The 14,609-nt window shown below is 45.2% G+C and carries 11 protein-coding genes; 8 read left to right on the forward strand and 3 right to left on the reverse strand.

The window, feature by feature from the left end:
• Window positions 1-91: 91 nt before the first annotated feature.
• Both B3S93_RS03755 and B3S93_RS03760 read right to left on the reverse strand, forming a co-directional pair.
• Entirely contained in the window at window positions 92-1,396 is a 1,305-nt protein-coding gene (locus B3S93_RS03755) for a TRAP transporter large permease (protein WP_292399956.1), read from the reverse strand.
• A complete protein-coding gene (locus tag B3S93_RS03760) occupies window positions 1,396-1,923 on the reverse strand; it encodes a TRAP transporter small permease subunit (RefSeq protein WP_292399953.1) in 528 nt (175 codons plus the stop codon). The genes B3S93_RS03755 and B3S93_RS03760 overlap by 1 nt, the downstream gene beginning before the upstream one ends.
• Before the next feature lie 167 nt (window positions 1,924-2,090).
• Between B3S93_RS03760 and B3S93_RS03765 the strand changes: the two genes are divergently transcribed.
• The 7 genes from B3S93_RS03765 to ccoG all read left to right on the forward strand — a co-directional run bounded on the left by B3S93_RS03765 (window position 2,091) and on the right by ccoG (window position 11,048).
• Window positions 2,091-2,456, forward strand: a complete 366-nt coding sequence (locus B3S93_RS03765) for a DUF4389 domain-containing protein (RefSeq protein WP_292399950.1) — start codon at window positions 2,091-2,093, stop codon at window positions 2,454-2,456.
• Window positions 2,457-2,484: 28 nt separating this feature from the next.
• Complete coding sequence (gene yaaA, locus B3S93_RS03770) at window positions 2,485-3,255, forward strand: peroxide stress protein YaaA (RefSeq protein ID WP_292399947.1); 771 nt, start codon at window positions 2,485-2,487, stop codon at window positions 3,253-3,255.
• A 34-nt stretch (window positions 3,256-3,289) separates the two neighbouring features.
• Complete coding sequence (locus B3S93_RS03775) at window positions 3,290-4,699, forward strand: diguanylate cyclase (protein WP_292399944.1); 1,410 nt, start codon at window positions 3,290-3,292, stop codon at window positions 4,697-4,699.
• Window position 4,700: 1 nt separating this feature from the next.
• The gene (gene thpR / locus B3S93_RS03780; RefSeq protein ID WP_292399942.1) at window positions 4,701-5,249 is read left to right on the forward strand and encodes an RNA 2',3'-cyclic phosphodiesterase; all 549 of its coding nucleotides are present in this window, start codon (window positions 4,701-4,703) and stop codon (window positions 5,247-5,249) included.
• A 73-nt stretch (window positions 5,250-5,322) separates the two neighbouring features.
• Window positions 5,323-7,917, forward strand: a complete 2,595-nt coding sequence (locus tag B3S93_RS03785; protein ID WP_292399940.1) for an EAL domain-containing protein — start codon at window positions 5,323-5,325, stop codon at window positions 7,915-7,917.
• Window positions 7,918-8,215: 298 nt separating this feature from the next.
• Window positions 8,216-9,607, forward strand: coding sequence for a PLP-dependent aminotransferase family protein (locus B3S93_RS03790; RefSeq protein WP_292399938.1), 1,392 nt, complete (start codon window positions 8,216-8,218; stop codon window positions 9,605-9,607).
• Between the two features lie 19 nt (window positions 9,608-9,626).
• Window positions 9,627-11,048, forward strand: coding sequence for a cytochrome c oxidase accessory protein CcoG (ccoG, locus tag B3S93_RS03795; RefSeq protein ID WP_292399935.1), 1,422 nt, complete (start codon window positions 9,627-9,629; stop codon window positions 11,046-11,048).
• An 18-nt stretch (window positions 11,049-11,066) separates the two neighbouring features.
• Here the strand turns inward: ccoG and B3S93_RS03800 are convergent, their stop codons facing one another.
• The gene (locus B3S93_RS03800; protein ID WP_292353805.1) at window positions 11,067-12,596 is read right to left on the reverse strand and encodes a bifunctional GNAT family N-acetyltransferase/carbon-nitrogen hydrolase family protein; all 1,530 of its coding nucleotides are present in this window, start codon (window positions 12,594-12,596) and stop codon (window positions 11,067-11,069) included.
• Between the two features lie 159 nt (window positions 12,597-12,755).
• On the opposite strand from B3S93_RS03800, the gene B3S93_RS03805 reads away from it, so the two are divergent.
• Window positions 12,756-14,561 (forward strand): SLC13 family permease, encoded by a 1,806-nt coding sequence (locus B3S93_RS03805; RefSeq protein ID WP_292399933.1) that lies wholly within the window; start codon window positions 12,756-12,758, stop codon window positions 14,559-14,561.
• Window positions 14,562-14,609: the final 48 nt, after the last annotated feature.

Raw genomic sequence — 14,609 nt, forward strand, 5'->3', positions numbered from 1 at the left:
GATATGGATATACAAAAAAATAAACAATTGGACTTTGGTACACCCTTAAAAGAGATAGCGTGAAAGATCAACAGGCCCTAGCAGTCAGGCTTTACCCCATCAAGTTTGGCAACCAAAGTGAGATGGCCGGGAAACTGATAAGCAGTGCAAGCACAATAATCTGAATACCGACAAACGGCATGATGCCTCTATAGATATCCATCAATTTCAAGGTGGGTGGTGCACTGGCTTTCAGATAAAACAGTGAAAAACCAAACGGCGGTGTCAGAAATGATGTTTGCAGGTTAATTGCAATTAGCAGAGCAAACCACAATGGGTCAATATTCAAATGGATTGCTACCGGTGCAATGATTGGCACCACAATAAAGCAGATTTCAATAAAATCGAGAAAAAAGCCCAGTATGAATATCAGTAACATACTGAGAACTAAAAACGTCCATTTACCTCCCGGCAGACCTGAAAAAATATCCAGAATCAATCCATCCCCACCCATGCCGACGAACACCAGCCCAAAAGCGGTGGCACCAATAAAGATTAAGAACACCATGCTGGTCAGACGAGCTGTTTTCTCCATAGCATCGCGAAGATTAGGCAGCGTCAATCGACGATGCAGAGCAGCCAGTATCAATGACCCCAGTGCACCCACCGCAGCGGATTCTGTGGGGGAGGCAATACCATAAAAAATGGAACCTAATACCGCTATTATGAGCAATAAGGGGGGTAGCAGACTCTTTAATACACTGATCCACAGCGCGGCCAGTTCCGGGTTATCATCCCGTACCGCTGGTGCCAGGTGTGGATGGCGCCATGCGACATAGACTATATATAAAATGTAAGCCAGAATCAGCATTATGCCTGGCACTACCGCACCGATAAATAATTCACCCACCGGTACGCCGATAACATCACCTAACAGGATCAGAATGATACTGGGCGGAATAATTTGTCCTAAGGTGCCGGAAGCGGCAATAGTGCCACTGGCTAAAGACGGGGCATAACCTCGTTTCAGCATCGATGGCAAAGCAATTACCGTCATGGTGACTACTGATGCGCCTACTACCCCGGTGGTAGCGGCTAACAAAGCACCCACCATGACAACGGATATTGCCAGCCCTCCGCGGATTCTCCCAAACACCCGGCCCATGGTATCGAGTAGTTCTTCTGCCACCCCGGATTTTTCCAGTATTACTCCCATAAAGACAAACAATGGCACCGCCAACAAGGTGAAGTTGGTCATGATGCCCCAGATGCGAAATGGCAACAGCTGGAAGAAGTCAAAACCCAGATAAATACTACCAAATAACAGCGAGATGGCACCGAGCACAAAGGCGACCGGATAGCCGGTCAGCAGTAACAGGATCAACAAGCCAAACATCAGTAATGCAATATATTCCATTACTTTTGCTCCTGATGATGTTGAATAATGCGGATATTACGAATTAACTCCGCCACAGCCTGAATCATTATCAATAGAAACCCCAGTAACAAAGCTGCTTTGAGAAGAAAACGATAGGGCAGGCCGCCTGGGTCAGGCGACCCCTCCTGATAGAGATAGGCATTGTAGGCAAATGGCCAGCTGCTGATCAGAATCAGCAGACAAAACGGCATCAGAAATAATATGATGCCTATGACATCAATCCAGGCGCGATGTATATCACTAAGCCGTTGACTGCGATAAAGGATATCTACCCGCACATGCGCATCGTGTTTGAGCGTATAAGCGCTACCAAGCAGGAATATCAATGCAAACAGATGCCATTCCAGTTCCTGTAAACCGACCGATCCCTGTTGAAACAGATAACGCATCATTACGTCGTAGCAGGTTAACAATACCAGCAGCAAAACCAACCAGCTGCAAAGTTTGCCAGTGTATTCAGTAAAACAGTTTATCGATGTTTCCAACGAGGCAAAGAATCGGTCCATGGTAGTCTGTCATCAACAAAATAAACGTTGAAGTTTCCCATAAAGCGGCCAATTGCTCCAGTAATTCGGCATTTGCAACATTAATTGAAATTTATTGCTCGACTTTCCGCAACAAGTTATGGAAGTGTTAAAGTGATATTGACCTATCCTCTACCAGGAGAAATGAAATGGATAATACGGAATTTAAAAACAGTGATGAAAAAAACCAACTGATACGCCTTTTATATATGTTGCTTTACGGTTTTGTGCTCTATCTGACGATGTCAGTATTAGCGATTGTGGTTATTGTACAGTTTGTCTTTGCATTATTTAGTGGCAGCGCCAATGATGCTATTCGAGGGTTTTCAAAAGACTTGTCACGCTTTATACAGCAAATTGTTTTATTCCTGACATACAATGATGAGAAAAAACCGTTCCCATTCAACCCACTATATGACGAGGTGGAAGTTGAAGCGGTGTATGATAACGACGATTATATTGCTGACTATGAAGACATCACTGACCGTGATGATCCTGATGCCCCTAAAAAATAAAATTGATTGATGGAATACTGAATTTCTTATGCTGACTGTAATTTCTCCGGCCAAGACACTTGATTTTGATACGCCTGTGTCTACTAATAAATACTCTGAACCTCGCTTTCTGGATCAATCACAACAATTGATTGAGCAACTGAAAAAGCTGTCTTCTCAGGAAATTGCCAATTTGATGAAGATCAGCGACAAACTTGCCGGTTTGAATATGGCGCGGTTTCAGCAATGGCAAACACCCTTTACCGAAGAAAATGCCAAACAGGCGATTCTGGCATTTAAAGGCGATGTATATACTGGACTGGCTGCTGAGACCCTGGATGAAAAGGGGCTGGACTTTGCACAGCAGCATTTACGAATACTCTCTGGTTTATATGGGGTGTTAAGACCCCTGGATTTAATGCAACCCTATCGTCTGGAAATGGGAACCCCGTTTCAGAATGATGCCGGCAGGGATCTTTACAGTTTTTGGGGAGATCAAATACGTCACTCTCTGGAGGCTGAACCAGCACTGAAAGATGGCGTGTTGATCAATTTAGCGTCAAATGAATACTTTAAGGCCGTCGATGCCAAAAAGCTCAAGGCGACTATTATTACCCCGGTTTTTAAAGATTGGAAAAACGGGCAGTACAAAATCATCAGTTTTTATGCCAAAAAGGCGCGTGGACTGATGAGTCGTTTTATTATTGACCAGCAAATTAACTCTCCGGAAAAACTCAAGCAATTTGACTCGGATGGCTATCGTTACAGTGAAGAAATGAGTCAAAAAAATGATTGGGTGTTTATCCGGGATAATAATTAACTAAAGTGAACTAAGGTCGGCAATGAAGCCAGGGATGGTTAAGAGAAACATACATACAATACTGATCTTGATTGGCTTTATGGCGGGGCATATTTCAGCCAACGCAGAAGTCGTTTTGACGAAAGCAGAACAGGCTTATCTCACCCAAAAACAAGTCATCAAGCTGTGTGTTGATCCTGACTGGCTGCCTTATGAAGGCATTGATGAGCGCGATAAGTTCACCGGTATCATGTCTGACTTTTATGCTTTATGGTCTGACAAAATCAATATGCCCATCCAACTGGTCAACACGGAAAGCTGGGAGCAATCCTTGCAATTTATACAGGATGGCAATTGCGATATTCTTGCCAGCGCGCAGGATGTGCCCAGTCGACGTGACTGGCTCAATGTCAGCAATCCCTTTATTTTTTATCCATTGGCTGTAGCCACTCAGCCCGATCATCAGTTTGTGGTGAAGTTTGAACAAATCCAACATCGTGATTTTGTGATGGTGGGGGGTTATGCGGGGGTCGAATTGTTGCGTAATCGTTATCCAGATATCAATATCACCACCGTAAGCACCTCACGAGAAGGGCTGAAAATGGTCGAAACCGGTAATGCCTATGGATTTATCGATACGGTACCGACCATTAATTATCAGATGCTTCGCTGGGGAATATCGCATCTGAAGATCAGCAATGTGCTGGATCTGCAATATGCAATGTCGGTGGGAGTGAGCACCCGTGAACCCCAGTTACTCGAAATTTTCAACAAGGCCATTGATGATACTTCAGAAGTTGAACGACAGCGTGTATTGAACAATTGGTTATCAATAGAGTTTCAGCAACATAATACGGCGTTATTCTGGCAATTACTGGTGGGCGTGTCGTTAGTGTTGTTAGTATTGGTTTATCGTTATCGGCAGGTCCATCACCATAATCGAAACCTGCGTAATCTGAATAATCAGTTAGAACAAATCTCGCGCCACGATCACCTGACCGGGTTAGCGAACCGTTATGCGTTACATGAACGGTTTAACGTGGAAATGGAAACTTCCAGCCAGACCAGACAGGTCTTTTCAATCATTTTGCTGGACGTTGATTTTTTTAAAACCATTAATGACGAGTACGGTCATGATGTAGGCGATGAGGTTATCAAACAATTTGCTTCTCTGTTAATGTCCATGGTGCGTGAGAACGATATCGTTGGTCGTTGGGGCGGCGAGGAATTTCTCATTCTCTGCTCACAAACAACCAAAAATGGCGCTTTTCAGTTAGCTGATCAGCTACGGCATCAGGTGCAAAATTACAATTTCCCGGTAAATCAGCAAATTACTGCCAGTTTTGGATTAAGTGAGTATAGTCATGGCGAAACTATTGGTGATACGATTAAGCGAGCTGATGATGCGTTATATGATGCCAAGAAAAATGGTCGGAATCAGATTGTAATGGCGGACTCTGATTAATATGAATTCACAACAAAACACCCCGTTAACACCAGGCAGATATTTTTTCGCCTTGTCTCCAGATACCAGTTCACGGATGCAGATTCAGCACATTATGAAACGTCTGCCGGAAGATCCCTCGCTGAAATTACAAACCACCGCCAATTTACATCAGACATTGTTATTTCTCGGCCAACTAGACCAACAACAATTAAATGCCCTGTTAAAACAGACTGACTCAATACGTTTCCCGGCAATAGATATGCAGTTTGATCACCTGTCATACTGGGATGGTCCAAAGATATTTTGCCTGACAAGTCGTGCTCCAAGCAGTGAATTGTATAACCTGGTGAACCAACTGGAGCATATCGCCAGTCAGGCAGATATTAAAGTCGATGTAAAACCTTACCTACCCCATATTACATTGGCGCGAAAAGCCAGTGAATCTCTAGACGTGCCCATTGCCCCAGTTAATTTTAAAGCAGAACAGCTGGTATTAATGAAATCAGTTTCCACCGATCATGGGCCGCAATACCAACCCGTAATGCATTGGCCTGTCACTGCAGATTGATTAATTATATTTGCTCAATGAGAGCACTATAATCTGGTATAAATGGTGCTCTATCCCGGCGGCTATTCCCATAATGAGTTCAAACACAAAACTAGCCAATTTATTCAGGTTTTTGGTGGTGTTATCTGCCATCCTAACCAGCGGCAAATTGTGGGCTGAGGAAACTGTTTTACGGGTGGGTGTTTATGAAAACCCACCCAAATTGGTGATGGACCCAAACGGACAGGTGAGTGGCATTCTGGGGGATCTTTTACAGGTTATTGCGTTACAGGAAAACTGGAAGCTGGTTGCTGTACCCTGCTACTGGAATGATTGTCTGGAGCTTCTTGCTAAAGGGGAAATTGATTTATTACCTGATGTGGCAACCAGCTCAGAGCGAACTGAGTTTTATGATTTTCATAATACGGCTGCATTACTCAGCTGGTCGCAGATCTACGTAAATCGTGAACATAACCTCAGCAGTCTGTTGGAACTGGATGGTAAACGCCTGGCACTGCTCAAGGGCTCCATTCAATACGATTACCTTAGACAATTAGCTGAAAATTTCAATATTGATGTCACCTTTGTTGTTGTTGATACCCAACAGGCAGCATTCGCTGCTTTATCGGATGGCATTGCCGATGCTGTCACCGCTAATAATTTTATCAGTGAGCTTAAAGCGGCAGAACTGAATTTAAGACCAACGCCAGTGGTATTTCAACCGAGTCGATTATTTTTTGCTGTCCCCAAAAATAAACATGGAGAGGTGCTAAAAGCAATTGATAGCTACTTACAACAATGGCAGGCAGATGCCAATTCGCCGTACTTTACGGTCTTAAAAAAATGGAACAGCTCTACTAGCAAGATGACGATTCCAAAAGAAATCTGGTGGTTGCTTATTGCTTTGGTAGTCGGTTTTCTCAGTGCTTTAATGTTTTTGCTGTTGATGCGTCGCCGTGTAAAGGAAAAAAATATTTCTCTGCGTCAGACCCAACAAAATCTCAACGTGATTCTTGATAGTGTGGATGCTCATATTTACATCAAAGATCTGCAGTTACGCTATCAATATGTAAATAAAAATGTCTGCAAACTGATTGGGCTGGACGAAAAAGAGATTCTGGGTAAAACCGATGCCATTCTATTTGATCGGGATACCTGTAAAACGTTGCAGGAACATGATTTAAGGGTTATCAAACAAGGCGAACGGATTGTTGAAGAAGAAATAAATACCGTCCTTGGTTCAGATAAGCCCCAAACATTTTTATCGGTCAAACTACCATTGCGTCAGGAAGATGGCAGTATTTACGCTTTATGTGGGATTTCCACTGATATTACCGATTATCTATTAATTCAAAAACAGCTTCGTAAACTGGCGTTATATGATTCTCTGACCGGTCTGGCCAACCGCCGATTGTTAATGGAGTTTCTGGAGGATTCGCTGGCAGAAGGCCACCAATCGGAAATGGAAGGTGCTTTACTAATTGTCGATCTGGACTCATTTAAAACCCTGAATGATACCTTGGGACATCACGCTGGAGATTTATTATTACAAGGCGTCGCAAAACGACTTCAGTCTCGATTATTGCCACATGATCTGGCTGCCCGATTGGGGTCGGATGAGTTTGTAATCGTCAAACCTAAAATGGGTAAAGCGCGGGGAGAAGTAGAAGCGCTTGTACAACAATACGCCGAGGAAATTCTGCTGGATTTTGTCATGCCATTTGCACTTGAACAAACTCAGTACATTGCTTCCGCAAGTCTGGGTATAGCATTGTTCTCCGATGCCGAGGGAGATGTTGAGCGTCTTTTACAGGAAGCTGATATGGCTTTGTACCGAGCCAAAGCCTCGGGGCGAAACAGTCTGAGATTCTTTGATCCGGTTATGCAGATGGAAGTTAATCGTCGCAGTCAATTGGAACGCAAATTAAGAGAAGCCATTGCTTCTCAGCAACTTGAATTGTATGTACAGCCTCAAATCAGCAGTGACCAGCAGTATGTTGGCATGGAGGCGCTACTTCGATGGCATGATCCGGTTGAGGGCTTTATTTCACCGGTCGACTTTATCCCGGTTGCCGAATCCAGCGGCCTGATAATTCCTCTGGGCGCCTGGGTGTTAAGAGAGGCTTGTCAGATTTTGGCGCAGTGGGCGAAGCTACCTGAAATGCAAAATCTTACTTTATCGGTCAATATCAGCCCACGGCAGTTCCGACATTTGCAGTTTATTGACTATATCGACAGTTGTCTGAAAGAGTTAGATGTCAATCCAAATCATTTGGAGCTTGAAATCACCGAGAGCCTGTTAATTGAAGATATTGATCAGACAATCGAGAGGATGAATGCCTTGCGCCAACGTGGTTTGCGTTTTGCACTTGATGATTTTGGCACCGGCTATGCGTCGTTAAGTTATCTAAAATTACTGCCACTGAATAAACTGAAAATCGATCAGTCATTTGTCCGGGATGTGCTGACCGATCCAAACGATGAAGCAATTGTCAGCACCATCATTGCGTTGGGACAAAGCCTGGATTTGGCGGTGATCGCTGAAGGAGTGGAAACCGAAGAGCAGGCAGTGCTGTTGGAAAAATTTGGCTGCCATGTTTATCAGGGCTATCACTTTGGCAGGCCTGCACCAGTGGCCGAGTGGCAACAAACTATTTCCGAAAAGCGTTTGGCCCTTAAACCTCATTAACTTTTTTAATCAATTGAGTTTCTTGCGCAACGCAAACTTATAAAATTCAAATCCGCTAACGTTGTTGTAAAAAATTGTATGGGTATTTTCGACAAATTTAGCGTTAACACGCTATTTTTCCATACAATATCATTTTTTAGTTCAACATCCCCATACATTATCTTTTTTTGTATGTAAATAAAATTGTTTTTGTCCGGGAAAGTGCTTAGCCTGTAGCCTAAATGTTAGGGGCTGTTTATCTTTCATAGCCTCCAGCAGTGGTGGCGATGAAAGATAAATAGCCCCTAGGAATTTACCTATGCACTTGTGGAAAGCCCGAATCGAAACCGATGCTAAATCCAAATATCTTGGTATTGTGGAAGCGTTGGAAGCTGATATCTATTCTGGTTATGTCAAAGCCGGTGATCGTTTACCACCGCAACGCGCTGTGGCCGAAAGCTTAAATGTGGATCTGACCACCGTCACCCGTGCATTTAACGAAGCGCGCCGGCGTGGATTGATTGATGCGACCACCGGGCGTGGCAGTTATGTTCGACAGCATGTCGAAAGCAAACTTATTTCCCATATCTCTGAGTCTCGTCCATTGCTGGATTTGAGCATGAATAATCCGCCGCAGCCTGAGTCAGCCGGTTTACAGCAACATATTCCACAAGGTATTGCCCAGCTGATTTCCGCAGCCGACCGGGTATTACAGATGCATTATCAGGATAGTGCCGGGAACCCACATGATCGAAGTGCTGCCTCGGGCTGGCTAAATCAAACCATAACGAATGTCTCGGCAGAACGCACACTGATCACCGGTGGAGCACAGTCTGCTTTGTATGCCATTTTGCATTGTATGGCAAAACCCGGTGATATCATTGCTTGTGGTGAGTTTGTCTATCCCGGCCTGAAATCGGCTGCTGAACAGCTTGAACTGGTATTGCAGCCTTTAGCTATGGATGAAGAAGGGGTACTTCCAGCGTCATTTGAACAGGCATGTCGGGATCACAGAATCAAGGCAATTTATCTGGTGCCGACGATGGATAACCCGACAACCGCCACCATGTCATTAACCCGTCGGCAGCAAGTCGTTGCCGTTGCCAACGAATATGACATCACGATTATTGAAGATGATCCTTATTCGCCGCTGCAGACGGAGGCCGTTAAAGCCTTAGTCGATTTAGCAGCTGATCGTACCTGGTATGTAAGGACACTTTCCAAATGTATCACGCCCGCTTTGCGGCTGGCCTATGTGATTGCTCCCAGTAACTCACAGGCACTGGGCCTCGCTAATGTATTAAGAGCGATTAGCGTTATGGCATCTCCATTGATGGCTGCGCTGGTGACACGTTGGATTTACGATGGACGTATTAACCGGTTTGCTGAAGCCATTCGGGAAGAAAACCGTCTGCGTCAACAGATTGCCAGCCAATTATTAGCGGGAATGGACTTTTACAGTCATCAGGAAGGCCATCATATCTGGCTACAGCTTCCCAGTTGCTGGCAGGCCCAGGCCTTTGCTGAACAAGCCACCGTGCTGGGCGTATCGGTGGTGGCATGTAACAGTTTTGGTTTCACTGACAATCAGCGACAGGCCGTGCGCCTGTCGCTGGGATTGTCGCCGGATCATGCGACTTTGTCACAGGCATTAAGTATCTTGCGCGGATTATTAATTCAGCCCGCCACCACATCACATCACATCATTTGACCCCAGAGGTGAAATAATTATGACTGAACAACCTATTCACTTTATGGAAAAAAATGGCGATATCTATGAGGAAATGGCCGATTGGGATGTGAATGCCGGCGGCGAGAAAATTGTCGCAAAACGTATGTCAGGCCGGTTTCGTAACTTGAAATGGTTTGGTATGTCGGTTTGGCTGTTTTATTTTCTGGTGCCGTATATCCGCTGGGATGATAAACAGGCGGTATTACTGGATATTCCCAATCGTCAGTTTCATTTTTTTGAGCTGACGATTTTTCCGCAGGATATCTGGATGCTCTCACTGACGTTGTTGTTTTTTGCCATTTTGCTGGCGGCAGTAACCAGTGTTGCCGGACGGGTTTTCTGTGGTTACTTTTGTTTTCAGACAGTGTGGACCGATATCTATACCTGGATTGAAGGCAAACTCGAAGGCAATACTCCTCAAAAACAATTACGTTTCAAACAAGCGCCATGGTCGGTCAGTAAACTACTGAGAAAAATCAGTAAACACACGCTATGGTTGGCTATCGCCTTGTTAACCGGGCTGACTTTTTCAGCCTGGTTCACTGATGCGTTTGAGTTGTGGCGTGATGTATTTAGTTTCCAGGCGCATATTGCGGTGTGGATTGCGATGGCAATCTTTACCACTTTTACCTATGTTTTTGCCGGGTTTATGCGTGAGCAGGTTTGTTTCTGGTTGTGTCCTTATGCCCGTTTACAAGGGGTTATGTATGACCAGAATACGATTTTGCCTGCCTATGATGCTGAGCGGGGCGAGCCACGAGGCAAACTGAAAAAAGGTGAGACCGACCCGAGTAAAGGCAGCTGCATAGATTGCAAACTTTGTGTCAATGTCTGTCCGACCGGCATTGATATTCGTAAAGGTCAGCAGGAAGGTTGTATTACCTGTGGTTTGTGTATTGATGCCTGCGATTCGGTAATGGATAAGATTAATGAACCCCGTGGTTTGATTCGTTATGCTTCCTATGCCGAGCTGCAAGGTCACAGCAAACCACAACCCTTGTACAAGCGTCCACGGGTGATTATTTACAGCTTGATCCTGCTGGCGTCACTGGGCGGTATAGCCTACGGCTTTTTATCCTTATCAGCCACCGACTTCAGTGTCAGACCGGACCGTCAGCCTTTATTTGTGCGCCTCAGTGATGGCTCAATACAGAACCGCTATACGCTGAAATTGCTCAACAAGCAGAATGTGCCGATTGAAGTGCAATATCAGATTGAAGGTCTGGAGGGGGCCAGTCTGCATGGGGTGCATGACTCTTATGTTTTAGAGCCCGCCAAAGTACTAAGCGTGACTGCGCTGGTCCGGGTGCCGGAATCAGAGCTGCAAAGCGGCATCAGCCCGTTGACTTTTAATGTTGAGGTTATCGATGGACCGCAGTCCGATATTTCTTACCAGACTATCTTTATCGCACCCAAATAAAAGGGTGCGATAAGGTATTTAATCTTTTGGTTTGATAAACAGTTCGTAAAGATCGGCCCGACGATCTTTCAGATTATTGACGGCACCTTCATTGCGGACCAGTTTGAGTTTTTCCAGATCCAGATCGGAAAACATGATCATCTCACTGTTAGGCGTGGTTTCAGCCATTATTGCATCATGGGGGAAGGCGAAGTCAGACGGTGAGAATACCGAGGATTGGGCATATTGCACATCCAGGTTTTCCACTTTCGGTAAGTTGCCAACACTACCGGTAATCGCAACATAACATTCATTTTCAATCGCTCTGGCGCGTGCACAATGGCGAACCCGCAAATAACTGTTTTTGGTATCAGTCCAGAATGGAACAAAAATAATATCAACTTCCTGATCAGCAGCAATACGGCCCAGTTCAGGAAATTCAATGTCATAGCAGATCATGATGGCAACACGACCGGCATCGGTTTCAAAAACCTGAAATTTATTGCCACCTTCAATTACCCAGTCACGGCGCTCATGCGGGGTAATATGAATTTTACGCTGTTCATCGACCCGGCCATCACGATGGCAAAGATAAGACACATTGTAGACCCGATCATTTTCCAGTAACGGCATTGAACCGGTAATAATATTAATGTTGTAGCTGACCGCCATTTCCGACATTTCGTCGCGGAACTGTTCGGTAAAACTCGCCAGATAACGGATTGCCCGAGTCTGATCCATTTGATCGGTCAGTCCCATTAATGGGGCATTGAAAAACTCGGGAAACAGGGCAAAGTCGCTTTTGTAATCCGACAATGCATCAACAAAGTATTCAACCTGTTTAAGCACTTCCTCAACCGAATGAAACTCACGCATCTGCCACTGCACGGCGCCCAGACGAACCTGAGTTTTTTTGACATCCAATAACGAAGTGGGTGGGGTGTAAAGAATATTGTTCCAATCCAGCAATGTGGCATGGCCCAGAGATTTCTCATCTTCCGGCAGATACTTATGCATCAACCGCATGACCTGAAAATCATTGGATAACTGGAAAGTCAGGATCGGATCATAAATCTCTTTTCGTGAAACTTGATCGATGTACTCTGCAGGTGAAAGCTTGTCAGCAAATTTATGGTAATTAGGGATCCGTCCACCGGCCAGAATAGCGCGTAAATTCATTGAACGGCATAATTCCTTACGCGCTTCATATAAACGACGCCCTAACCGATAACCCCGATATTCCGGATGAATAAATACATCCAGACCATACAATGAATCTCCTTTCGGGTTATGCCAGATTTTGTCATTTTTCAAGATTAAATCATCGTAGGTATGCGGATTGCTGAATCGCTCATAACTGACCATAACGGTTAATGCCACAGCAATCAGTTCACCCGAATCTTCAATGCAGATCTGTCCATCCTGAAACTGATTAATTAATCCTTCAATCGTGGGTTGCGGCCAGGCACCGCCGATGTCGTCGTATACTGTGTCCATCAGAATTTTGAGCTGATCGTAATCCTCCAGGGTCAGATTACGTAAATTCAGGTGCAGCTCTTCATGGGCCATAAATGCTCCGGGGTTCAATTTGTTTCAATGATGAAATATCGCATTGAGTCTAGCAGATGCAGACAGGCATGATCAGGGCTTAAGACTTTATTTTTACATTAACCCGTACTAACGTCGTTCTCGGCACAAGCTGTTATATTGCGGTTTAAAAGGAATCTTATGACCACTGATCAAATCATTATTTTTGCCGTGCTGGCAGCAACACTGGGCCTGTTTATCTGGGATAAGCTGCGCTATGACGTGGTGGCGGTGTTGGCCCTGTTAGCTGTTGCGTTAACCGGTCTGATTCCCGCAGATGATGTCTTTTCCGGCTTAGGACATCCAGCGGTGGTGACGGTGGCTGCGGTATTAATTCTTGGTCAGGCACTGGTTAATGCCGGTGTGGTCGATGTCATTGCTCGCCAGTTGACCCGAGTGGGCAGTCATCCAACCATTCAGATGGCCGCGCTTACCGTGACCGTGGCAGTTTGCTCCGGATTTATGAATAACGTCGGTGCATTGGCCTTACTAATGCCCGTGGCGATCTGGATGTCCCGGCAGAGCGGACATTCGCCATCAATGTTTTTGATGCCTCTGGCGTTTGGTTCGTTATTGGGTGGTTGTTTGACCCTGATTGGTACACCACCGAATATTATTATTGCCAGTTATCGTGCTCAAACAGATTCACCCGCATTCGGCATGTTTGATTTTTTACCTGTTGGCGCAGCAGTTACGATTGTCGGCGTGATTTTTTTGGTGCTATTTGGCCGTTTACTGACACCTAAGCGTGAGGCCAGTAACAGTGAAGAAGAATTATTCGAGATCAGCAGTTATCTCTCAGAACTCACCGTGCCGGAACAATCTGATTATAGCGGACGCAGTCTGATGGATTTGGTCGCTGCAGTAGAAGATGAGGCTGATATCACGGTGTTGGCATTATTACGTGGTGAAGAGCGCTTTAATACACCTTCCATGTATAAAGTGTTACAGCAAGACGATGTGTTGTTGGTTGAAGCGGATTCCGACAGCCTGAAAGCGCTTACCGATGTCACGGGACTGAAGCTTATCGGCGATAAAACCAATGAGCAAACTGAAGAGCAAGCCGACGAGGCAGATTCGAGCAAAACCAAAGCTCTGGATTTGGCCGAAGCTATTCTGGCGCATGATTCGATTTTGGTTGGAAATACCTTAAGCAGTCTGTCAATCCGCCAACGTTACGGCGTCAATATTCTTGCTGTGGCACGTCGAGGTCATCAGCTCAAACAACGTTTGCATCAAATCCGCTTTGTCGCTGGCGATATTTTGCTGATGCAAGGTAATGAGGACGTGCTCAAATCAGTTATGGGAGAGCTGGGTTGTCTGCCCTTGGCATCGCGAGGCTTACGTCTTGGGCAACCGCGGAAAGTGGCCATAGCTTCGCTCATTTTTATCGGCGTAATTCTGTTGATTATGTTTGATGCTGTTTCCACTGCAACGGCAATGGTGGCAGGGGTGGTGGCGATGTTTTTTGCGGGTTTATTGCCGATTGCAAAGTTATACAAAAGTCTGGATTTGCCGGTGATTGTGCTGCTGGCGGCGATGTTGCCAGTGGGTCAGGCATTGGAAACAACGGGGGGATCAGAGTTAATTGCCACTTTATTACTTAATATGTCGGAGTCCACGCCACCGGCAATGACGTTGGTGATCCTGATGGTGGCAACAATGTTACTGTCGAATATTATCAATAATGCCGCGGCGGCGATATTGGCCGCACCAATTGCCTTGAGTGTGGCCAGCGGCATGGATGTTTCGGCAGACCCGTTATTGATGGCCGTGGCGATTGGTGCCTCTTGTGCTTTTTTGACTCCGATTGCTCATCAATCCAACACATTGGTCATGGAGCCCGGTGGTTATAACTTTACTGACTACTGGAAGCTTGGTTTACCGTTATCTATTTTGGTGATTCTGACAGCCTTACCGGTAATATTGTGGGTTTGGCCCCTGTAAACTTGTTTTAATAGAACGCTCCACTAATTTTTCAGCAACAGGACATTA

This window comes from Methylophaga sp. UBA3613 (genome assembly GCF_002375415.1).
Taxonomy (GTDB): Bacteria; Pseudomonadota; Gammaproteobacteria; order Nitrosococcales; family Methylophagaceae; genus Methylophaga.